Annotated in this window: 23 protein-coding genes; 15 read left to right on the top strand and 8 right to left on the bottom strand. The window is 57.7% G+C overall.

Annotated features, from left to right (window positions below):
* From flhB to WG219_21000, 6 genes are read right to left on the bottom strand one after another with little or no spacing between them, the layout of a single operon-like run.
* On the bottom strand, positions 1-1,134 hold the full coding sequence (gene flhB / locus WG219_21025; protein WXL25746.1) for a flagellar biosynthesis protein FlhB: 1,134 nt from the start codon (positions 1,132-1,134) through the stop codon (positions 1-3).
* Entirely contained in the window at positions 1,127-1,927 is an 801-nt protein-coding gene (gene fliR / locus WG219_21020) for a flagellar biosynthetic protein FliR (protein WXL25745.1), read from the bottom strand. The genes flhB and fliR overlap by 8 nt, the downstream gene beginning before the upstream one ends.
* A gap of 5 nt (positions 1,928-1,932) precedes the next feature.
* Positions 1,933-2,205: a flagellar biosynthetic protein FliQ gene (locus WG219_21015; protein ID WXL25744.1), complete on the bottom strand. Its 273-nt coding sequence runs from the start codon at positions 2,203-2,205 to the stop codon at positions 1,933-1,935.
* Positions 2,206-2,214: 9 nt separating this feature from the next.
* A complete protein-coding gene (gene fliP / locus WG219_21010) occupies positions 2,215-2,970 on the bottom strand; it encodes a flagellar type III secretion system pore protein FliP (GenBank protein WXL25743.1) in 756 nt (251 codons plus the stop codon).
* Positions 2,967-3,329: a flagellar motor switch protein FliN gene (gene fliN / locus WG219_21005; protein WXL25742.1), complete on the bottom strand. Its 363-nt coding sequence runs from the start codon at positions 3,327-3,329 to the stop codon at positions 2,967-2,969. The genes fliP and fliN overlap by 4 nt, the downstream gene beginning before the upstream one ends.
* The gene (locus WG219_21000) at positions 3,326-4,165 is read right to left on the bottom strand and encodes a FliM/FliN family flagellar motor switch protein (GenBank protein ID WXL25741.1); all 840 of its coding nucleotides are present in this window, start codon (positions 4,163-4,165) and stop codon (positions 3,326-3,328) included. Before WG219_21000 ends, fliN begins: the two co-directional genes overlap by 4 nt.
* A 472-nt stretch (positions 4,166-4,637) precedes the next feature.
* Between WG219_21000 and WG219_20995 the strand changes: the two genes are divergently transcribed.
* The 11 genes from WG219_20995 (at position 4,638) to WG219_20945 (ending at position 13,515) form a co-directional block, all read left to right on the top strand.
* Complete coding sequence (locus WG219_20995) at positions 4,638-6,038, top strand: sigma 54-interacting transcriptional regulator (GenBank protein WXL28065.1); 1,401 nt, start codon at positions 4,638-4,640, stop codon at positions 6,036-6,038.
* A gap of 18 nt (positions 6,039-6,056) precedes the next feature.
* Complete coding sequence (locus WG219_20990) at positions 6,057-6,392, top strand: flagellar hook-basal body complex protein FliE (GenBank protein ID WXL25740.1); 336 nt, start codon at positions 6,057-6,059, stop codon at positions 6,390-6,392.
* Between the two features lie 19 nt (positions 6,393-6,411).
* On the top strand, positions 6,412-8,088 hold the full coding sequence (gene fliF, locus WG219_20985) for a flagellar basal-body MS-ring/collar protein FliF (GenBank protein ID WXL25739.1): 1,677 nt from the start codon (positions 6,412-6,414) through the stop codon (positions 8,086-8,088).
* Positions 8,063-9,118: a FliG C-terminal domain-containing protein gene (locus WG219_20980; protein ID WXL25738.1), complete on the top strand. Its 1,056-nt coding sequence runs from the start codon at positions 8,063-8,065 to the stop codon at positions 9,116-9,118. The genes fliF and WG219_20980 overlap by 26 nt, the downstream gene beginning before the upstream one ends.
* 1 nt (position 9,119) lies before the next feature.
* Entirely contained in the window at positions 9,120-9,812 is a 693-nt protein-coding gene (gene fliH / locus WG219_20975) for a flagellar assembly protein FliH (protein ID WXL25737.1), read from the top strand.
* Between the two features lies 1 nt (position 9,813).
* Positions 9,814-11,130: a flagellar protein export ATPase FliI gene (gene fliI / locus WG219_20970; protein ID WXL25736.1), complete on the top strand. Its 1,317-nt coding sequence runs from the start codon at positions 9,814-9,816 to the stop codon at positions 11,128-11,130.
* Positions 11,127-11,552: a flagellar export protein FliJ gene (locus tag WG219_20965; protein WXL25735.1), complete on the top strand. Its 426-nt coding sequence runs from the start codon at positions 11,127-11,129 to the stop codon at positions 11,550-11,552. Before fliI ends, WG219_20965 begins: the two co-directional genes overlap by 4 nt.
* 148 nt (positions 11,553-11,700) lie before the next feature.
* Positions 11,701-11,985 carry a flagellar biosynthesis anti-sigma factor FlgM gene (flgM, locus tag WG219_20960; protein WXL25734.1) on the top strand — a complete coding sequence of 95 codons (285 nt, stop codon included), beginning with the start codon at positions 11,701-11,703 and terminating at the stop codon, positions 11,983-11,985.
* Positions 11,982-12,425 carry a flagellar protein FlgN gene (locus WG219_20955; GenBank protein ID WXL25733.1) on the top strand — a complete coding sequence of 148 codons (444 nt, stop codon included), beginning with the start codon at positions 11,982-11,984 and terminating at the stop codon, positions 12,423-12,425. The genes flgM and WG219_20955 overlap by 4 nt, the downstream gene beginning before the upstream one ends.
* Before the next feature lie 111 nt (positions 12,426-12,536).
* Positions 12,537-13,034 (top strand): DUF523 domain-containing protein, encoded by a 498-nt coding sequence (locus WG219_20950; protein ID WXL25732.1) that lies wholly within the window; start codon positions 12,537-12,539, stop codon positions 13,032-13,034.
* 52 nt (positions 13,035-13,086) lie between these two features.
* Positions 13,087-13,515, top strand: coding sequence for a DUF4399 domain-containing protein (locus tag WG219_20945; GenBank protein WXL25731.1), 429 nt, complete (start codon positions 13,087-13,089; stop codon positions 13,513-13,515).
* 234 nt (positions 13,516-13,749) lie between these two features.
* Here the strand turns inward: WG219_20945 and serA are convergent, their stop codons facing one another.
* Positions 13,750-14,979 (bottom strand): phosphoglycerate dehydrogenase, encoded by a 1,230-nt coding sequence (gene serA, locus WG219_20940; GenBank protein ID WXL25730.1) that lies wholly within the window; start codon positions 14,977-14,979, stop codon positions 13,750-13,752.
* Between the two features lie 184 nt (positions 14,980-15,163).
* Between serA and WG219_20935 the strand changes: the two genes are divergently transcribed.
* The 4 genes from WG219_20935 (at position 15,164) to WG219_20920 (ending at position 18,999) form a co-directional block, all read left to right on the top strand.
* On the top strand, positions 15,164-16,558 hold the full coding sequence (locus WG219_20935; GenBank protein ID WXL25729.1) for an FAD-binding oxidoreductase: 1,395 nt from the start codon (positions 15,164-15,166) through the stop codon (positions 16,556-16,558).
* 92 nt (positions 16,559-16,650) lie between these two features.
* A complete protein-coding gene (locus tag WG219_20930; protein ID WXL25728.1) occupies positions 16,651-17,316 on the top strand; it encodes a fumarylacetoacetate hydrolase family protein in 666 nt (221 codons plus the stop codon).
* A 308-nt stretch (positions 17,317-17,624) separates the two neighbouring features.
* Positions 17,625-18,005 carry a NirD/YgiW/YdeI family stress tolerance protein gene (locus WG219_20925; GenBank protein WXL25727.1) on the top strand — a complete coding sequence of 127 codons (381 nt, stop codon included), beginning with the start codon at positions 17,625-17,627 and terminating at the stop codon, positions 18,003-18,005.
* Between the two features lie 115 nt (positions 18,006-18,120).
* Complete coding sequence (locus WG219_20920) at positions 18,121-18,999, top strand: SdiA-regulated domain-containing protein (GenBank protein WXL28064.1); 879 nt, start codon at positions 18,121-18,123, stop codon at positions 18,997-18,999.
* Here WG219_20920 and WG219_20915 read toward each other — a convergent pair.
* Positions 18,980-20,377, bottom strand: a complete 1,398-nt coding sequence (locus WG219_20915) for a NorM family multidrug efflux MATE transporter (protein ID WXL25726.1) — start codon at positions 20,375-20,377, stop codon at positions 18,980-18,982. The genes WG219_20920 and WG219_20915 overlap by 20 nt on opposite strands.
* Positions 20,378-20,434: the final 57 nt, after the last annotated feature.

The raw sequence follows: 20,434 nt of genomic DNA, 5'->3' as shown, positions 1-20,434 counted from the left end.
TCAGGCCCTGTTCGCCAGACTGTCGGGGATGGGGAGGTTCTTGCTTAGCTCAGGTTTGCTTCTGCGGCCCTGGCGCCAGGCCTTGAGCTGCAGAACATACGTCAGTACATGGGCCACTGCGGTGTACAGCGGCGTTGGGATTTGCTGATTGACTTGGGTGCTGTAGTACACCGCTCGGGTAAGCGGAGGCACCTCAATCACATCCAGATTATGTTTGGCCGCCATCTGCTTCATGAATTGGGCGGTTTCATCCACGCCTTTGGCCAGTACAAAGGGCGCTTCAGCCTTTTTTGTGTCGTATTTCAATGCCACGGCGTAGTGGGTCGGGTTGGTGATGACCACGTCGGCATTCTTGATCACTTTGCTGATCTGCCGTTGCAGCATTTGCCGTTGCAGTTGCTTGATCCGCGCTTTTACCTCGGGGCGGCCTTCCTGGTTTTTATGCTCTTCCTTGCGCTCCTGTTTGGTCATACGCATTTTTTTCAGGAACAGAAAACGCTGAAGTGGAATGTCGATAAACGAAAACACCACAAAGATCACCAGCATGATCAGAATGAGGTCGAACGACAGGCTGAAGGCCGCTTGTAAGGCTTCTGTCACGCTGCGCCGTTGCAGGGCCATCAGTTCTGGCAGGGCATTGCGGATCAGCAGGTAACCGGCCAGCAGGACGACGAAGATCTTCAGGATCGACTTCAGTAGGTCGGTCCAGTTCTGGGCTGAAAAGATCCGGCCAAGCCCTGTGATGGGATTGAGCTTGCTCAACTTGGGCATAAAGTTTTTCGAGGCAAACACCCAACCACCGGGAAACAGTGACAGGGCGATCACCAGCACACTGGTTAGCAGCAGTGGAGACAGCAGTTTGATAAACGTCACCAGGTTGTAGCCGAGCAGGGTAGGCAGGTCGTCGAGACTGACTTCACTGTGGTCAAACTGGATGTAAGACATCCGGAAAATGTCGTTCAGGCCCTCCAGAAACATCCCGGCACTGAACTTCAGAATGAACAGGGTGGCGATCAACGAGACGGTGGTGGCGACGTCTTTGGAGCGGGCGACCTGGCCATCCTGCTTGCTCTTGCGCAGTTTCTGTTCGGAGGCCTCTTCTGTTTTCTCCTGACTGCTGTTCTGCTCAGCCATGGGCGCCCTCCCGCAGAATCACGCCAATGTCGTGCAGCAGCTCGCGGCTCAGGTGCAGGTAGCTTTCCGGCAGGTGAGGGATGGTCAGGAACAAGCACAGCAAGCCCATCAGAATGCTCAAGGGAAAGCCCAGGGAGAACAGGTTCATGGCCGGGGAAATACGGTTGAGCAGACCGAAGCAGAACTGCACCAGGGTCAGGCAGAACACAATGGGCAGGCTGACCAGTACAGCGGCTGCCAGTACCCAGGAGAAAGCGTCGATAAAGCTGTTCAGGCTCAGGTAATGCAGGCCGCTGCCCACAGGCCAGTAGATGAAGCTCTGGTACAGCACGCTGACGGTGAGCAAGTGGCCGTCGATGGCGAGAAACATCAGCACCAGGGCAAGGAAGTACACCTGATAAAGGATGGACGATGAGGACACGCCGTTCAGGGGGTCGTTAAACCTCGCCATACTCATACCCATCTGGGTGGAGATGATTTCGCCAACCAAGGTGAAGATGGTGAACACCAGTTGCAGCATCAGGCCCAGAATCATGCCGAAGATGATCTGCTCGACAGTGGTGAAGATGCCCTTTAGCGTCAGCGGATCAATCACGGGCATGTCCGGCAGGGCCGCGCTCAATGCCGCCGTCAGGGCCAGTGCCAACAAGATGCGCACGCGGATGCTCATGGCCTTGTGGTTAAACAGGGGCGCCATGCTCATGACGGCCATGATCCGGCAAAACGGCCACCAATAGGCCTGTAGGCTGGTCAGGTAAGTGCTGGCGTGCAGCAAGGCGTCTTGGCTGGGCATGGTGATCAGCCGACCAGGTGGCCCGCCTGCTGGAAGGTTTCTATAAACAGCTCACTGAGCGTGCGCAGAATCCAGTGGCCGGCAAACAGCAGCATGCCCAAGGTGATGAGCAGGCGCGGAAGGAAGCTCAGCATCTGTTCGTTAATCTGGGTCGCGGCCTGAAAAATGCTCACGATCAGGCCGCCCAGCAGGCTCGGCAGAACCAGAATGCACACAATCAGACCGGCGATATAGACAGCGTTGGCGACTAAGGCTGCGGCATATTCGGGAGTCAGCATGGTTGGCCTCTAATACGCCTGAATACTGGTACTGAGGGTGCCGACTAACAGCGTCCAGCCATCCACGAGCACGAATACCATGAGTTTAAAGGGCAGCGAGATCATCATCGGCGAGAGCATCATCATACCCATCGCCATCAGTACGCTGGCGACCACCAGATCTATCACCAGAAACGGTATGAAGATCATGAACCCGAGTTGGAAGGCAGTCTTCAGCTCGCTCAGTACAAAGGCTGGCAGCAGCAGGGAGAAATCCAAGTCTTCCAGATTGTCTGGCATCGTTTCGCCTGCCAGATCGACCATGGTCTGCAAGGCGTTCTTGCTGGTTTGCGCCAGCATGAATTTGCTGATGATGCGCTTTCCTTCGCCCAGCCCTTGTTCGAGGCTGATCTGGTCGGCTTCAAAAGGCTGATACGCCTCGGTGTACATCTCCTGCCAAACCGGCCGCATCACCAGCAGGCTCAGGCACAAGGCAACGCCGATGAGAATCTGGTTGGGTGGGCTCTGTTGCAGGCCGATCGCCTGACGCAGGATCGCCAGCACGATGATGAAACGGGTGAAGCAGGTCATCATCATCAACATGGCGGGCAGAAAGCCCAGCAGCGTCATCATCAGCAGGATCTGCAATTTGACGCTGAGGGTCTGGCCGTTGGCCGTGTCGTTGAAGTTGAACAGGGTGATGTCGCCGCCTTCAGCCTGGGCCAGCACGGGGCAGCACATGGCTGCCAGCAGCAGACCAACTTGCAGCAGGCGACTCATGTTCATGCGCCCAGTTTGCTCAGGCCGTCACCAGACAGCTCGACGATGCGCAGGCCGTAGTTGCCGTTCATCACCACCACTTCAGCGCGAGCAAACAGTGCACCGTTGACCTTCACATCCAGCGGTTCGCCCGCCAGTTTGTCGAGCACGATCACGCTGCCTGCGTCCACGTCCATCAGCTCTTGCAGGGACACTTCGGTGGAGGCGACTTCCAGGGTGACGTTAACCGGAATCTTGCCGAAAAAGCTCAGGTCCTGATGGGGCAGCTGCGGGGCAGCGCTTTCACTCTGAGCGGTCTCCATCAGACCGAGGCTGCCTTCGTTGATCAGGCTGTCGAAATCGTTGTCGGAAATGGGGCTGCTCATTGGGTTTTCACACTCTCAAGAGATGTCAGAAGCAGGCTGCCGTCGTCTTCGAGGATGTTCCCGCGGAACAGCTTCTGCTGGTTGATGTGCACTTCGCAGCGTTCCAGCATGCGGATCGGCAGGATGTCGCCGGGGCGCAGGGAAAGCACTTGCGACAACGGCATTTGCAGGTTGGCCAGTACACAGTCCAGGCGTACCGGCAAATCACGCACGGGATTGAGCGAACTGCTGCTCTGTGGCGTTGGCACCGTAGGGCTCAGGCGGCTGGTGAGTTCGTCCACCAGATGGCTGTCCAGGTAGACAAAGATTGAAGCCTTACCGCCGCTCTGGTGGCTGGAAAACTGGTATTCAGCGATGTATTCCCATTGCGCCTGGTCATAGGCGTTATCGTGGGTTTCCAGCTTACCGAAGGTGTTGCCAGAGAGCACTGAACGGGCAAACAGCTGGCAGATATCCACCCCGAGGCGTGAGCGCAGGCGCTGTTCGGATGTGCTGACCGGCGGGGCTTCAGTACCCGGCAGGCAGATGCCGCCGTAATAACACTCCAGCGCTTCGGTCAGCAGGCTGCGTTCAATCGAGAAACCAACTTTACCCAGAGGCGAGCGATAAACGCATTCAGCTTCGTCAACGCGCTGTTCATGAATATCAACTTTGAGCAGTTCAAGATTGACCCGGAAGTTGCGCAAAAAGTAATCGCTAATAATGCGCGGGTACTTTCCCGATAGCTCACGAATATATTGAGGAATTTTGTGGTAGTGCCGGCCCAGTTTTTGCGGTTTTAACCGGGTGAGACTTTCGGCGGGCACGCCATGATGGACTTTTTTAATGCCAGTCATGTTATTGGCGTATTCCTGATAATTGCGACGAGAGTCTTGCCGGGATGCCGGCGAGTATTTCAGATAGGGAATGCGCTGAGCGCAGCGGAGAAATCGACGCTGGGCAAGCAAAAGCGCTAGACCTGCGGTAAGTCTAGTGGTGGCGGGGCTGAAGGTTAAATCAATAGAAATCAAATACTGTTTTTGACAAGTATTTGAGGTCTGTGAGGATAATTGATTTCAAGTAATTCGCAGAATAGGTCGCTGCTTGCTAGTTTCTGCTGTTGTCGCATGGATAGCAGTCAGGTTAGTTCACACCTGTGATGAAAAAGTTCCGTTGCATGTGCACTTTTTTAAGACGACCAAGGTCGGGAAATAATTAAGTGCCTCCACGAAATTTTTTTCAGGGACGTATAGGAGCCATAACACCGGGCTGTTAAATCCAGCAGACACACGTAACTTCGGGTGGTCTACCTTGAAGCACTCTACTCAATTGGCAAGTTATGCTTCGACAGGAAGTTTTGTTGAACTTCCAAAGCGTCAGCATATAGTCGTTGTCGGTCAGGCAGACGCTGCAAGTGCGCAGCTTCTCAGCTCAGGCCTGAATCGTCAGGGCTATCAGCTGCACCACTTCGCCAACTGCCTTGAGCTCGATCCGCAGGCACTGGAGACCGCCAGCTTGGTCCTGGTGTTTGTCAGCGCCCTGGATGAGCACAGCCTTTATCCACAAGTGGCCGCTTTGCTGCGTCAGGTCGATCGCGTCGGTGTGGTGCCGGTTGTGGAGTACGCCGATCAGGCCAAGGCCGCGACCTTGCTCGAACTGGGCTGCGTGGATTACCTGCTAGCCCCCTTTAGCGAGGTGCAACTCAATGCCTTGCTGCGCCGTCAGCAGTCGGCCAGCAACGCTGATGAAGGCTTTGTCTCCTGCTCCCAAGCGGGGCGTCGCTTGCTGGCCATGGCACAGCGTGTGGCGATGACCCGTGCGCCCATTCTGATCACCGGAGAAACAGGCACCGGTAAAGAACTGATGGCGCGTTATATCCACCGCTTCAGCGCCAAAGACAATGCCCCGTTCGTGGCGGTGAACTGCGCGGCGATCCCGGAGCAAATGCTCGAATCCATCCTCTTTGGTCACGAAAAGGGCGCATTTACCGGTGCTGTGAGCGCCCAGCCGGGCAAGTTTGAGCTGGCCAGCGGCGGCACGTTGCTGCTGGATGAAATCGGTGAGCTGCCTCTGGGCCTGCAAGCCAAACTGCTGCGTGTGTTGCAGGAGCAAAAGGTCGAGCGACTGGGCGGGCATCGTGAAATTCGTCTGGATACCCGCATCATCGCTGCCACTAACCGCGATTTGCAGCAAGAAGTGGCCGAAGGGCGCTTCCGTGCTGACCTGATGTTCCGTCTGGATGTGTTGCCGCTGCATATCAGTCCGCTGCGTGAGCGCAAGGATGACGTGCTGCCGCTGGCCCGGCGCTTTATCCGCCAATATGCCGCCCAGGAAGCCGAACACGACCTGCTCACCGAAGACGCGTGCCGTGCGCTGCTGGCCTACGACTGGCCGGGCAACGTGCGTGAGCTGGAGAACTGCCTGCAACGCGCCTTGGTGCTGCGCAATGGCTTGTATATCCAAGCGCAGGACCTAGGCTTGCCGCTGCCACCTCCTGCTGAGGCCGAGCCTGCGCCATTGTCAGCGTTGCCGCCGATGCTGGTCGCTGAGGGGGGCAAAGCCGCCCTGCGCGCCAGCGGCAAGTGGGCGGAATACCAGCATGTACTCGATACCATCCGCCGCTTTGGCGGGCACAAGACCAAAGCCGCAGAAAGCTTGGGCATGACCCCGCGAGCCCTGCGCTATCGCCTCAACGCAATGCGTGAGCAAGGCGTTCAGATTCCCGTTTAACCGCCCTGGAGATACAGGATGGATGCAATCAGCAAGGTGCAGCAGAGCATGCTGAGCCAGATGGAACTACTCAAGGGAATGAGTGAAAACGCACCAGTCGCTGCGCCGCGTCTGTTTGCCGAGGAGCCGGGGGCTGCTGGCTTTGCCAGCGCCTTTAATGCTGTCGTGCGCTCTGTGGATAGCCAGCAGCATCAGGCCAGCCAATTAATGGCCGATGTCGACAGTGGCAAGACCGACAACCTGATGGGCGCCATGATCGAAAGCCAGAAAGCCAGCGTTTCATTCAGCGCCCTGTTACAGGTGCGTAACAAGCTGACCACAGCCTTCGACGACATCATGAGAATGCCGCTGTAAGCGGCTGCAGGGACTATTCGTGCTGCAACTAATTAAAGACAAACTCCCGCGCAATGGCTTTAAGCCCGACCCGCGCTTGACCTTGATCGGGCTGGCTGGCGTGGCCGCTGCGGTCGCCCTGGGCGTTGCGTATTACCTGTGGTCCGACAAGGGCGCTTTCCGCCCTCTGTATGGCGCTGGCGAAGCCTACGCGGCGGCGGATGTCATGCAGGTTTTGGACAGTAACGGCATTGGCTATCAGCTGCATCCGCAAAGCGGTCAGGTGCTGGTGCAGGAAGAGCAGCTGGGGCAGGCGCGCATGCTGCTGTCGAGCAACGGCGTGCAGGTCAAAGTCCCGGCGGGTTACGAGCTGTTTGATAAGGACGAGCCGCTGGGCACCAGCCAGTTTGTTCAGGACGTGCGCCTCAAGCGCAGCCTCGAGGGTGAGTTGGCCCGTACCGTGATGACGCTTAAGGGCGTTGAGTCGGCGCGTGTGCACTTGGCCCTGCACGAGAGCAGCTCGTTTGTCGTCGGCAAGCGTGAGCCTTCTAAGGCGTCGGTGATGCTGCGCATGGCCACCGGGCAGAAGCTGGAGCCTGAGCAGGTCAGTGCCATCGTCAACCTGATGGCCGCCAGCGTGCCGGAGTTGTCTGCGGATAATGTTCAGGTCGTTGATCAATTTGGCACCTTGCTCTCCCGGGGCATCGGCGCGGGTGGCGGCCCACAGCAGAACTGGAAGGTAGTCGATGACTTCCAGAATAAAGCGCTGGCCAATGCCGAAGCGGTGCTCGCTCCGATTGTTGGCGTTGGCAACTACCGCATCAGCGTCAATGCCGATATCGACTTCAGCCAGAAAGAACAGACCCAGCAGTCCTATGGTGAAACGCCACGTATCCGCAATGAAGTGATTCGTGACGAGAGCGTTCTCGACCAACTCGCCCTTGGCGTGCCCGGTTCGCTGAGCAATCGCCCGCCTCAGGCTAAGGCGCAACAAACGCAGGGGCAGCCTCAGCAGAATGCTGAGACAACCGCAGAGTCGGCGACCTCCTTGCGCAGTGAGGCCAATCGCCAACTGGACTATGACCAGACCGTGACCCATGTGAAGCACGCGCCGTTCAGCCTGCGTCAGCAGAGCATTGCGGTGGTGCTGAACGCGTCTTCTGCCCCGGAGGGTGGCTGGACACCCGAGACGCGCCAAGAGCTCGAAACCATGATCAAAAGTGCGGTGGGTTTTAGCACGGAGCGTGGTGATGTACTGACCCTGAGCGTTTTCCCGTTCACGGCCGCCAGCCTCGATGCGGGCGAAACCGAGGCACTGCCCTGGTGGGAAAATAGCAATATTCAAGATTGGGCCAAGTTGGGTCTGCTGGGGCTGGTCTGCTTGTTGTTGTTGCTCTTGGTGGTGCGCCCAGCGGTGCGTAGCCTGACCCAGCGCAGCAAGCCAGATGCACCGCTTCTGAGCAAAGAACACGACGAGCCGCTGGCACTGACCGGCGAAGCCGCCGCGGCACGTTTGCTCGCCGGTGAAGGCATACCCGGTGCAACCATCCTCGGTGAGCTGAACCCGCTTTCGGAGATTTATCTGCCAGCGCCTGGCTCAGGGCTGGAGATGCAAATCGAACACCTGCAAATGCTGGCCAAGAATGACCCCGAGCGTGTCTCGGAAGTCCTCAAGCAATGGATAGGGCGAAATGAAAGAGACACCAACCCAGCCTAACGGCTCTGTTGCCAAGGAAATGCGTCTGCGCGCCAAGAACCGCAACATGACGCCCACCGAGCAGGCCGCGATCCTGATGCTGAGCATGGGCGATGAAATCTCCGCCGGTGTCCTCAAACACTTCAGTCGTGAAGAGATTGTCAGCATCAGCCAGGCCATGGCGCGCCTGTCCAACGTCAAACAGCCGATGGTGTCAGAAGTCATCGGCCGGTTTTTCGAGGACTACAAAGAGCAGAGCAGCATCAAAGGGGCTTCGCGCAGCTACCTCTCTGGGATGCTGGGCAAAGCACTGGGTGGCGAGATTACCCGGACCCTGCTGGACAGCATTTACGGTGAAGAAATCCGCGCCAAGATGGCCAAGATGGAGTGGCTGGACCCGAAACAGTTCGCTGCGCTCATCGCTAAAGAACACGCACAGATGCAGGCGGTGTTTCTGGCGTTCCTGCCACCAGGTATGGCCAGTGAAGTGCTGGAGTGCATGCCCCGTGAGCGCCAGGACGAGCTGCTGTACCGCATTGCCAACCTGAGCGAAGTGAACAGCGACGTGATTGCTGAGCTTGAACAGCTGATTGAGCGCAGCCTCAACGTGCTCAGCACCCAGGGTTCGCAGGTGCGCGGTATTAAGCAGGCTGCAGACATCATGAACCGCTTCAAGGGCGATCGTAATCAGATGTTCGAACTGTTGCGTGCCCATGATGAGACGCTGGTCGAGCGCATCGAAGACGAGATGTACGACTTCTTCATCCTCTCCCGGCAAAATCAGGATGTGTTGCAGGCGCTGCTGGAAGCTGTCCCCATGGAGGAGTGGGTGGTGGCCCTCAAAGGTGCAGAGCCTGAGCTGGTTCGTGCCATCACCAACGCCATGCCCAAACGTCAGGTCCAGCAGATGGAAACCATCAACCGTCGTCAGGGCCCGGTACCGCTCAGCCGTGTTGAGCAGGTGCGTAAAGACATCATGGCGGTAGTCCGCGAGATGTCCGCCAGCGGCGAGCTGCAGGTGCAGCTGTTCCGCGAACAGACGGTGGAATGATATGGCTGTCAAAGTGATTCGCGGGGACACCCGCCAGTGGCGCCCGTTCCGGTTTCCGCCGCGCAGCAGCCAGATTAGCGCCCAGTGGGGCGGCGATCCGGCAGAGTTGCAGCAGGCCATCACCAATGGCTTTCAGGAAGGCCTCGACAAGGGCTATCAGGAGGGTCTGCAGCAGGGTGAGGAATCCGGGCGGCAAGTGGGCCTGAATCAGGGCCGTGAAGAAGGTTTGCGGATTGGCCGCGAGGAAGGGCGTCGCGAAGGGCGGCGGGAGTTCGAGCAGGCCGCGCAGCCGCTGGACCTCATCAGCCAGCAGATGCAGCAGTATCTGGCTGACATGGAACACAAGCGCCGGGAAGAACTGCTGGAGCTGGTGAAAAAAGTGTCTCAGCAAGTGATCCGCTGCGAGCTGACCCTGCATCCGACCCAGTTGCTGACGCTGGTGGAAGAAGCATTAGCCAGCATGCCGGGTGACGGTGACGATGTGCAGGTCCTGCTCAACCCTGAAGAGTATGCGCGGATCAAGTCCATTGCCCCGGAGCGTGCGGAAAATTGGAAGCTGGTGGCAGATGAGCGACTGGCCCTGGGCGAATGTCGGGTCATCACCACTCAAGCTGAGGCAGATGTAGGGTGCCAGCAGCGGCTGGATGCCTGCATCGACACCCTGGCCGAACACCTGAGCGTGAGTGAAGCCTGAGATGCTCGACTATAAGCTCGACGAAGCGTTGCGCTCGCTGGACAGCGTGCAGCTGGCCAAAGTGGCCGGGCGCTTGGTGCGGGTTTCCGGTCTGCTGCTGGAAAGCCTTGGCTGCCAGCGCAGCACCGGGCAGCGCTGTCAGGTGGAGCAAGCTGATGGCTCGCTGTTGGACGCTCAGGTGGTGGGCTTCAATCGCGATATCACCTACCTGATGCCGTTCAAAAAGCCTGTGGGCTTGGCGACTGGCTCCCGGGTATTCCCAGTTAAAGACGAAGCCCTGTTACAGATTGATGAGTCGTGGCTGGGGCGGGTTGTGAACGGCTTGGGTGAGCCGCTGGATGATCGGGGCAAGCTCAGTGGCCGCGACCCGCTGCCTGCGACGCTGCCCACTGTTAATCCCCTCAAGCGCCGCCCGGTCGAGGCCCCGCTGGACGTTGGCGTACGCGCCATCAACGCCATGCTCACTTTGGGCAAGGGCCAGCGTGTGGGCTTATTTGCGGGCAGTGGCGTCGGTAAGAGCGTGCTGCTGGGCATGATCACTCGGCAGACCAAAGCAGACGTGGTGGTCGTTGGCCTGATCGGTGAGCGGGGACGCGAAGTGCAGGAGTTCATTCTGCATTCCCTGGGGGAAGAAGGCTTGCGCAAGGCCGTGGTGGTGGTAGCCCCCGCTAACGAGTCGCCGCTGATGCGCCTAAAGGCCACTGAGTTGTGCCACAGCATTGCCGCCTATTTTCGTGATCAGGGTAAAGACGTACTGCTGCTGGTCGACTCTTTGACCCGATACGCCATGGCCCAGCGTGAAATCGCCCTAGCGCTGGGCGAGCCGCCAGCTACTAAGGGGTATCCGCCCTCAGTATTCGGCATGCTGCCGGAGCTGGTGGAAAGTGCCGGTAACGGCGAGAGCGGCAGCGGCAGCCTGAGTGCGATTTACACCGTACTGGCTGAAGGGGATGACCAGCAGGACCCGATTGTCGACTGTGCCCGTGCCATTCTCGATGGGCACATCGTTCTGTCGCGGCGATTGGCCGAGGTTGGGCATTACCCGGCGATTGATGTCAGCGCCTCGGTCAGCCGCTGCATGAGCCAGGTCACTGAACAGTCCCATCAGCGGGCGGCCCGACAGTTCAAAGAGTTCTACAGCACCTATCAAAAGATCAAAGAGCTGATTCCATTGGGCGGCTATACACCGGGGATGGATGCCAAGACCGACCGCTCAGTGCAGCTGGCGCCCATGCTGGACGGCTTTTTGCGTCAGGAAGTAGGGGCCAGCGCCGAGCTTGAAGAAAGCATCAGCAGTTTGCAGGCGCTGATCCGGTGAAAGAGCAGATAGATGTACTGAAGCGCCTCGCCAGCCTGCGCAATAGTCAGGTACAGCAGATGCTTGGCCGGGTGAATTACCAGCAGAACCTTTGTCAGCGCTACCGCAATAACATTGCCGGGCTGAGTCGCCTGTGCAGCTTTACCGTGCCTATGACCACGCCTTTGCAGCGTGATAACCAGCAGCGCTACAAAGCCACTCTGTACAAAATGGTGGAAATGCAGCGCCGTGAACTGGAGTTGGCCGAGCTTAATCTCAAGCGCATTCAGGGGGAGTTACTGGCCGCCATGCGCAATGAAAAAGTCATCACCCAACTGATGGACAGCAAGATCGAAGAGTGGAATTTGTTGCTGGGGCAGCAGGAACAGAGGATTCAAGACGGCTTGGCCGCTCAGGCCTGGTGGCGCAATCAAGCCGGTTAACGGTGGCTGCAAGCGCGACTTATGCAGCGTAGAATCGGCGCTTGCCATGATCCTGAGCAATACTTCTCAGGATTTTTGTGTGTGAATTTAAGCGCCGCGTGGATCCGGTCGCCTTAGGTTTACATCACCACCAGTTGGATTCGTATTCATGGAAATCAGCAGGCACCTCAAGCCCAGCCTCAACCTGCCCAGTGAAGCACCGGCACAGGTTAGCAGTGCGCGCCCGGCGCAGTCCGGTTCGACTTCCCGTGAAGCCATCGGCGCTGAAGCGCTGCACCTTGAACGGCTGCAAACGGCACTCAGCCAGTTGCCAGATGTGGACGAAGACAAAATCTCCACACTCAAGCTGGCCTTGGCCCGTGGCGAACTGTCACTGGACATGGCAGCCCTGGCCACCAGCATTTACACCTACCACAGCGGTAATGATGCGTGACACCCCGTGAGCAACAACTGCTGAATATCATCGCCCAGGACCTGCAACAGGACTGTGTCGATCACCAGCGCCTGCTTGAACTTATGCAGGCCCTGCATCAGCAGTTGCTTGAACGCAATACGCAGCAAATCGACCAGCTTAACGAACAAATTAACCCGCTGATCAGCCAGTCACGGCAGCGGGCTGAGCGCCGCAGCAAAGTGCTGGGGGCATTCGGTTTAAGCATTGGCCCTGAGGCCATGCAGCGTTTGCTGGGGCGCTACCCGCAGCCGCAGCGCCAAAAGCTGCTTCAGGCTTGGGCTAATCTGGCTGAGCTGACCGTGCACTGTAAGCGTCAGAACGAACGCAACGGCAAGCTGCTGGCGATGCAGAACGAGCTGCTAGAGCAGATGCTCAGTGATCCAGCCAACGCCCACCTCTACACCCCAACCTATTACTGAGCCTAAGCGCTCATCTCTGCACATTCTGCGCAAACGGCTTGCGGGTTACCCTTGGTTTATTAAGCAAACTGCTGCGCTGCTTGGAGCGGACAGCCTGCAAGGGTGATTACGGTGCAAAAGATTCTGGTCAGTCGCTGCCTGTTAGGGCATCACGTTCGTTATGACGGTGGTGCCCATGGTCCCTATTCACTGTTGCAGCAATGGCAGGCCGAAGGCCGTGTGATCGCGCTGTGCCCGGAGGTTGCAGGCGGCCTGCCTACGCCCCGTGATCCGGCCGAGATTCCCAGCGGGCAGGGCGCTCAGGTGCTCGATGGGCTGCTTCCGGTGTTGACCGTGACGGGGAACGACGTGACCGCCGCGTTTGTTTCGGGGGCTCAACAGGCACTGGCGTTGGTGCGCGAGCATGGCATCCGCGTGGCTTTGCTCAAGGCGCGTAGCCCCTCATGCGGTAATCACGAAACCTACGATGGCAGCTTCAGCGGCACCCGTGTGGCAGGAGAGGGCGTAGCAGCTGCGGCGCTCCGCCGGGAAGGGGTGCAGGTGTTCAACGAAAATGAACTGGGCGCGCTTGAGAATGTCCTTCGTCTGTTGGACTCAGTTAAATCCTGAGTACCTGCTATTACTGGGTTGTCTCACCCTTCCCGTTTGCTGAGGAATAATTATGAAAATGCTTCGCCTTGGTCTGTGTGCTGCTGCCTTGATCGGAATGTCGAGTGCATGGGCTGAAATCCCACGCACTGCTGCCCCAGAGGGCGCGTCGGTGTATTTCATCAGCCCTGCTGATGGCGCAACGGTGGATAAAACCTTTACCGTCAAATTCGGCTTGAAGGGTATGGGCGTGGCGCCTGCGGGTGTCGACGTGCCGGATACGGGCCATCATCACCTGCTGATTGATGCAGACCCGCTGCCGGACCTGAGCCAGCCGCTGCCCGCCACCGACAATGTTCGCCATTTTGGTAAAGGCCAGACCGAAACTGAGCTAACCCTTGCACCGGGCAAACACACACTGCAACTGCTGTTGGGCGACAAAAACCACGTTCCGCACAACCCGCCAGTGCTGTCTGAGAAGATCACCGTTACGGTTAAGTAAGGCGCTGCCTGTTGTTCGCGAGAGCGTTCAGGCCGCAGGGCGGAACCGCGCAGCGTTTCCGCCGTTGCGTAGGCGGCTGCAATGACGCACTCCGGATTACGCCTGCCGCTAATCCAGGCTACGAAGAGAATGAGGTGATCTTGTAGGAGCGACTTTAGTCGCGAACAAACGAAAGCCCGCTGCCTGAAACAAAAATGCCCGTCATAAGACGGGCATTTTTCGTTGCGTGAAGCCTTAGAACAGTACGCGGGTACGGATGGTGCCGTTCACGTCCTGCAGCTTCTGCAGGGCCAGGTCAGAGTAGGCTGCATCAACGTCGATCACCACATAGCCAACTTTGTCGTTGGTTTGCAGGAACTGACCAGAGATGTTGATGCCGTTGTCGGCAAACACCTTGTTGATTTCGCTCATCACGCCCGGCACATTCTTGTGGATGTGCAGCAGGCGGTGCTTGCCTGGGTGAGCCGGCAGGGCCACTTCAGGGAAGTTCACGGAAGAAACCGACGTACCGTTGTCGCTGTACTTAACCAGCTTCTCGGCCACTTCCAGACCAATGTTGGCCTGCGCTTCGGCGGTGGAGCCACCGATGTGCGGGGTCAGGATTACACGGTCCAGACCACGCAGCGGGCTTTCGAACTCTTCGTCGTTGGACTTCGGCTCAACTGGGAATACGTCGATGGCTGCGCCGATCAGGTGCTCGTCTTTGATCGCGTTGGCCAGGTGATCCAGCTCAACCACGGTGCCGCGAGCAGCGTTGATCAGGATGCCGCCTTTCTTCATGGCACGGATTTCTTTCTCGCCGATCATCCACTGAGTGGACGGCAGCTCAGGCACGTGCAGGGAAACGATGTCGGCCATGCCCAGCAGCTCGTGCAGGTTGCCAACCTGAGTGGCGTTGCCCAGCGGCAACTTGGTGACGGTGTCGTAGAAGAACACCTGCATGCCCAGTGCTTCAGCCAGAACAGACAGTTGAGTACCAATGGAACCGTAGCCGACGATACCCAGCTTTTTACCCCGGATTTCGAAGGAGTTGGCCGCAGATTTGATCCAGCCGCCACGGTGGCAGGAGGCGTTTTTCTCTGGGATGCCGCGCAGCAGCAGAATGGCCTCGGCCAAAACCAGTTCGGCTACCGAACGGGTATTGGAGAACGGTGCGTTGAACACGGCAATGCCGCGCTCGCGCGCTGCGTTCAGGTCTACCTGGTTGGTGCCGATGCAGAAGCAGCCAACGGCGACCAGTTTCTTCGCGCAGTCAAAGACTTCAGCGGTCAGCTGGGTACGGGAACGAATGCCAATAAAGTGCGCGTCGGCGATCTTGGCTTTCAGCTCGTCGCCCGAGAGTGCGCCCTTGAGGTACTCGATGTTGGTGTAACCAGCGGCCTTCAGGGTATCCACTGCATTTTGGTGGACGCCTTCCAGAAGAAGGAACTTGATCTTGCTCTTGTCGAGAGAGGTCTTGCTCATCGGAGTACCTGTTTGTCCCACATTTGGTGTCAGGGAAAGGTCAGCTGAATGCTGACAGCACCGGCGAATTGGCGGGAGCGCACGATTCGCGGGGTGCGTATGCTAGCATACGAGGCCCGCGAAACACCTATCCTGGCAGATGAGAGATGCTCAGGGTGACCATGAATCGTATGAGAGTTCCAAAATGACCAATCCTGCCCTGATCGACGAGCTGAAGTCCCTGCTTGAGCCCGGCAAAGTACTGACTGATGCTGATTCCCTCGAAGCCTACGGCAAGGACTGGACCAAGCATTTTGCCCCGGCACCGGCGGCAATCGCCTTCCCCAAGAGCATTGAGCAGGTGCAGGCCATCGTGCGTTGGGCGAATCAGCACAAGGTGGCGCTGGTGCCATCCGGCGGCCGAACTGGCCTGTCTGCGGGTGCTGTGGCCGCCAACGGCGAAGTGGTTGTCTCCTTCGATTACATGAATCAGATCCTGGCCTTTAACGAATATGACCGCACGGCGGTCTGCCAGCCGGGCGTTGTCACCAAGCAACTGCAAATGTTTGCTGAGGAGAAAGGCCTGTACTACCCGGTGGACTTCGCATCGTCCGGCTCTAGCCAAATTGGCGGCAATATCGGCACCAATGCTGGCGGGATTAAGGTAATTCGCTACGGAATGACCCGTAACTGGGTGGCGGGCCTGAAAGTCGTCACTGGTAATGGTGATTTGCTGGAGCTGAACAAAGACCTGATCAAAAATGCTACCGGCTACGACATGCGTCAGCTGTTTATCGGCGCGGAAGGCACTTTGGGCTTTGTGGTTGAAGCCACCATGCGTCTGGACCGTGCGCCAAAGAACCTGACCGCGATGGTACTGGGCACGCCGGACTTCGACTCGATCATGCCAGTGCTGCATGCCTTCCAGAACAAGCTGGACCTGACGGCTTTCGAATTCTTCTCCGACAAGGCGCTGGCCAAGGTTATGGCCCGTGGTGATGTACCGCCTGCCTTCGAAACCGACTGCCCGTTCTACGCACTGCTGGAGTTCGAGGCCACCACAGAAGAAGTCGCTGAAGCGGCGCTGGCCACCTTTGAGCATTGCGTTGAACAAGGCTGGGTGCTGGATGGCGTCATGAGCCAGAGCGAGCAGCAGCTGCAGAACCTGTGGAAGCTGCGCGAGTACATCTCGGAAACCATCAGCCACTGGACGCCGTACAAAAACGACATCTCCGTAACCGTGGGCAAGGTTCCGGCCTTCCTCAAGGACATCGACGATATCGTCGAAGCCAACTACCCAGACTTCGAAGTGGTCTGGTTCGGCCATATTGGCGACGGCAACCTGCACCTGAACATCCTCAAGCCGGAAAACCTGAGCAAGGATGAGTTCTTCGCCAAGTGCGCGACCGTCAACAAGTGGGTGTTCGAAACCGTACAGAAATACAACGGTTCGATCAGCGCCGAGCACGGCATGGGTATGACCAAGCGTGATTACCTCGGCTACAGCCGCTCGGAAGCCGAAATTGCCTACATGAAGGCGATCAAGCAGGTGTTCGACCCGAACGGCATCATGAACCCGGGCAAAATCTTCCCGGTCTGATCGGCCATCTGCGCTGGGCATGCTCGTGTCCAGCGCTCAATCCGACAAAAAAGAGGCCCGCACCTTCGGGGCTGGGCGTGGAGACGGCAGACATGAGTTATCAGCATCAGTACATTGACGGTACCCGCATCCATTACCCGATGGGCAAAGTGGTGTGTATTGGCCGCAACTATGCAGAGCACGCCAAAGAGCTGAACAACGCTGTTCCGACTGAACCGCTGTTGTTCATTAAGCCGGGCAGCTGTGTGGTGCCGCTGAGCGATGGCTTCCAGCTGCTGGCAGATCGCGGTGAGGTGCACTACGAGGCGGAAATCGCGGTGCTGATCGGCAAGCCGCTGTCGCGTAACCCCAATGCAGAAGAAGTGCTGGATGCTATTTCCGGTTTTGCCCCTGCTCTGGATCTGACGCTGCGTGATCTGCAAAGTGAGCTGAAAGCCAAGGGTTACCCGTGGGAGCTGGCCAAGTCGTTTGATGGTGCCTGTGTACTGGCGCCGTTCGTGCCGGGGGATGCAGTGGCGGATCTGGCTGATATTGGTATCCGCCTGGAGATCAACGGCGAAGTGCGTCAGGACGGCAACAGCCGCGACATGATCAACCCGATCCTGCCGATGATTCAGCACATTTCTGCTCACTTCAGCCTGCAACCGGGTGATGTGATTTTGACCGGTACGCCGGCTGGTGTTGGCCCGCTGCATGCGGGTGATGAGCTGGTGCTGGAGTTGCCAGGCCTGAGTCGTTTCAACAGCCGCGCCCTCTAAAGCCAATCCGGCCTGTGCTTGCAGGCCGGCTCACATCTTGCGGCGCCAAAGTAAGTGAAATCCTATTTACCTGTCGGTATTTTCTGGGCAGCTATTTTTAGTGCTTTGGAATGAGTCGCTGAACCGGCCGATTCCCCCACAATATTCCCGTCGTAGCTCACCGACTGCTGGGTTGTATGACCAGAGCGCAGTCGAGTCGTCGTATTGCCACATTAGAGAATTAAGGTTGGCTTAAGTCGCGATTAAGGTTCGCTTCAGCAAGCGGTTCTAGTCTTAGCTCATCAACTGACTGATGAGGAGATACCTTCATGAAACGTTTTGCACTTGTTCTGCTGGCCCCGCTGTTCTCTACCGCTGCTCTGGCTGCCAATGGTTACTCAGGTCCAGGCACTCAGGCTGCAGGTGGCTACACCGGCCCTGGCGCTCAGGCCACCATCACCACTGTGGCTGAAGCGCTGAAAGCTGGCGATGACACACCGGTGGTGCTGCAAGGCCAGATCACTAAGCGACTGCACGATGAAATGTATGAATTCAAAGATGCCACCGGCACCATTGAAGTCGAAATCGATGATGAGCTTTGGCCTGCTCAAGCTGTCTCTGAGACAGCTACGGTCAAGCTGAGCGGTGAGGTTGATCGTGACCTGACCAGTCGCGAAATTGATGTGGAATACCTGGAAGTGGTCAAGTAATCGCGACCCTTCGAAAACGTACCGGCCTGCAGCGATGCAGGCCGGTTTTGATGTTGGTGCGTGACGAGAGTTTGTATTTATGAGGATTCACCTGACATGGCGGCACCTAGGCCTGATGCTGGCCTTTGCGTTCGTGCTGCTGCTTGTTCTGGTTGCTCAAGAGTTCCGACTGTTCGAGCGGGCTTGGTTCAATGTGCAGAACTCATACAGTTCAGAACAGCAGGACGACTCAATCGGGCTGGCTGATTACCAGATCGATATTGAGGCCAAGCTTCTGGGGGATCTTGAAGAGGTGTCTGCACTGGCCTACGACCCAGATCGCAACACACTGTTCACTGTAACCAATCAGAAGGCTGAACTGATTGAGCTGTCTCTGGATGGCGACATTCTGCGGAGAATTTCGCTGGAAGGCTTTGGCGATGCGGAGGCCGTGGAATACATCAGCCCCGGTGTGTATGTCATCAGCGATGAGCGCAAGCAGCGTTTGATCAAAGTGCGAGTTACCGATAACACGACTCATCTGGTTGCGGATCACTACCAGCAGTTTTCATTGAACATAGGCGGCGGCGGTAATAAGGGGTTTGAAGGGCTGGCATATGACCCGCACACAAAGCGTTTATTTGCAGCAAAAGAGCGCGATCCAGTGCGTATTTTCGAGATTAACGGCTTTCCGCATGAAAAAAGTGAGCAGCCCTTCAATGTGCATGTAGGCGGCAATGTGGCGCGGGATGAAGCGCTGTTTGTACGGGATCTGTCCAGCCTGCATTTTGACGTTCGCAGCGGGCATCTGCTGGCGTTGTCCGATGAGTCGCGTCTGCTCTTGGAGCTGAACAAAAAGGGCAAGGTGATCAGTAGCTTGTCTTTGCTGGGTGGCACCAATGGCCTGAAAGACAGCATTCCTCAAGCCGAAGGTGTAGCCATGGATCGCCAAGGTGTTCTATATCTGACCAGCGAGCCTAACTTGTTTTACCGCTTCAAACCGGCGGCTCAGTGATTCCGCAGTGGTTTGGGTTGGAAGAAGGCCGCATCAGTCGTGCGGTCTTCCATTCAAACCCAAGCGTGAGACCAATGGCTGCGCAAGCCAGTCCGGCGGCCAGCCCCCACCATACGCCCTCAGCGCCCCAGCCGAGCGGGAACGTCAGTACCCAGGCCAGAGGGGCGCCAACGCCCCAGTAACACACAAGACCCACAAAGAAGGTGGTCTTGGCGTCTTTCAAGCCTCGGATGGCGCCCATGGCGATATTTTGGATGCCATCGAACAGCTCGAACCAGGCCGCAATCGCCAGCATACCGATGGCCAACGCGACCACCTCGGTGTAGTTGCTGTCAGCCTTGTCGAGAAACAGGCCGATTACCCATTGCGGCGCGAACCAGAACAGGCAGGCCACCAGCAGCATGCACGCGGCGCCTAAGCTGATGGCCAGCCGTCCGGCCAGACGGGCTTCACTTAACCGGTCGGCGCCGTAATGCTGGCCAATGCGGAAGGTGGCAGCATAGGAGATGCCCACCGGGATCATGAACACGACGTACACCGACATGATCGCGATCTGATGGGCAGCCAGCTCGTGGCTACCCAATGCGCCCATACACAGGGCTGCAAAAGTAAACAGCCCGGCCTCCACGGCGTAGGTTCCTCCTATAGGCGTGCCGAGGCGCAGCAACTCGCGGATATCGCTCATTTTCGGGCTGAACAAGCCTTGTTTCAGGGGGTATTGGCGGTAGGCCGGATGGCGCAGGACATACCACCCCAGTAGCAACGCCATGCCGGTCATGACAATGGCGGTAACCAGTCCAATTCCAGCCAAGCCCAGAGCGGGCAGCCCGAGCCAGCCCTTAATCAGCGCATAGTTGAGAACGAAGTTAGCCACAGCTCCACCTACGCTAATCGCCATGACCGGTCCGGGATGGCCGATGGCGCTGGTGAAACCGCGCAGAACCATAAAAGTCATGTAGCCCGGCAATGCGAGTACCAGCGTGGATAAGAACTGAGTTGCACCGTGAATATTCTGTTCCTGCTGACCTGATGCCCGCAGCAGGGGCTCTAAGTTCCACAGCAGGACGGCAGAAATCGCTGCGAGTCCCCAGCCCAACCACAGACCGCTTTGTGTCAGGCGCGTCACCCCCTGTGTATCGCCAGCGCCATGCCGAATGGCCACAAGACTGCCGACAGCGGCAATCACCCCGACACAGACAATCGACACAAAGTGATAGGTGGATGACCCGAGGCTGCCTGCCGCCAGCGCTTCAGGGCCAAGCATGCCCATCATCACCGTATCGGTGAACAGCATGACGACATAAGCCAGTTGTGCGGCCACCAGCGGAACAGCGAGGTGCAGGATGGCCCGCAGCTCGCGGCGTAAAGAGTTGGGCATGATGAGTTTCACTCAGAAAGGATGCTTGCTGCCGATTACCTGCAAGCTGAGAATCAG

The sequence above is a fragment of the Pseudomonas mendocina genome, assembly GCA_037482215.1.
Classification (GTDB): Bacteria; Pseudomonadota; Gammaproteobacteria; order Pseudomonadales; family Pseudomonadaceae; genus Aquipseudomonas; species Aquipseudomonas mendocina_E.
This window is presented reverse-complemented; position numbering and strand designations above follow the sequence as displayed.

Bases quoted from the DNA above. Each gene is read 5' to 3' on its own strand.
- flhB (WXL25746.1), bottom strand. From the start codon at position 1,134: ATGGCTGAGCAGAACAGCAGTCAGGAGAAAACAGAAGAGGCCTCCGAA.
- fliR (WXL25745.1), bottom strand. From the start codon at position 1,927: ATGCCCAGCCAAGACGCCTTGCTGCACGCCAGCACTTACCTGACCAGC.
- WG219_21015 (WXL25744.1), bottom strand. From the start codon at position 2,205: ATGCTGACTCCCGAATATGCCGCAGCCTTAGTCGCCAACGCTGTCTAT.
- fliP (WXL25743.1), bottom strand. From the start codon at position 2,970: ATGAACATGAGTCGCCTGCTGCAAGTTGGTCTGCTGCTGGCAGCCATG.
- fliN (WXL25742.1), bottom strand. From the start codon at position 3,329: ATGAGCAGCCCCATTTCCGACAACGATTTCGACAGCCTGATCAACGAA.
- WG219_21000 (WXL25741.1), bottom strand. From the start codon at position 4,165: ATGACTGGCATTAAAAAAGTCCATCATGGCGTGCCCGCCGAAAGTCTC.
- WG219_20990 (WXL25740.1), top strand. From the start codon at position 6,057: ATGGATGCAATCAGCAAGGTGCAGCAGAGCATGCTGAGCCAGATGGAA.
- WG219_20980 (WXL25738.1), top strand. From the start codon at position 8,063: ATGAAAGAGACACCAACCCAGCCTAACGGCTCTGTTGCCAAGGAAATG.
- fliH (WXL25737.1), top strand. From the start codon at position 9,120: ATGGCTGTCAAAGTGATTCGCGGGGACACCCGCCAGTGGCGCCCGTTC.
- fliI (WXL25736.1), top strand. From the start codon at position 9,814: ATGCTCGACTATAAGCTCGACGAAGCGTTGCGCTCGCTGGACAGCGTG.
- flgM (WXL25734.1), top strand. From the start codon at position 11,701: ATGGAAATCAGCAGGCACCTCAAGCCCAGCCTCAACCTGCCCAGTGAA.
- WG219_20945 (WXL25731.1), top strand. From the start codon at position 13,087: ATGAAAATGCTTCGCCTTGGTCTGTGTGCTGCTGCCTTGATCGGAATG.
- serA (WXL25730.1), bottom strand. From the start codon at position 14,979: ATGAGCAAGACCTCTCTCGACAAGAGCAAGATCAAGTTCCTTCTTCTG.
- WG219_20935 (WXL25729.1), top strand. From the start codon at position 15,164: ATGACCAATCCTGCCCTGATCGACGAGCTGAAGTCCCTGCTTGAGCCC.
- WG219_20930 (WXL25728.1), top strand. From the start codon at position 16,651: ATGAGTTATCAGCATCAGTACATTGACGGTACCCGCATCCATTACCCG.
- WG219_20925 (WXL25727.1), top strand. From the start codon at position 17,625: ATGAAACGTTTTGCACTTGTTCTGCTGGCCCCGCTGTTCTCTACCGCT.
- WG219_20920 (WXL28064.1), top strand. From the start codon at position 18,121: ATGCTGGCCTTTGCGTTCGTGCTGCTGCTTGTTCTGGTTGCTCAAGAG.
- WG219_20915 (WXL25726.1), bottom strand. From the start codon at position 20,377: ATGCCCAACTCTTTACGCCGCGAGCTGCGGGCCATCCTGCACCTCGCT.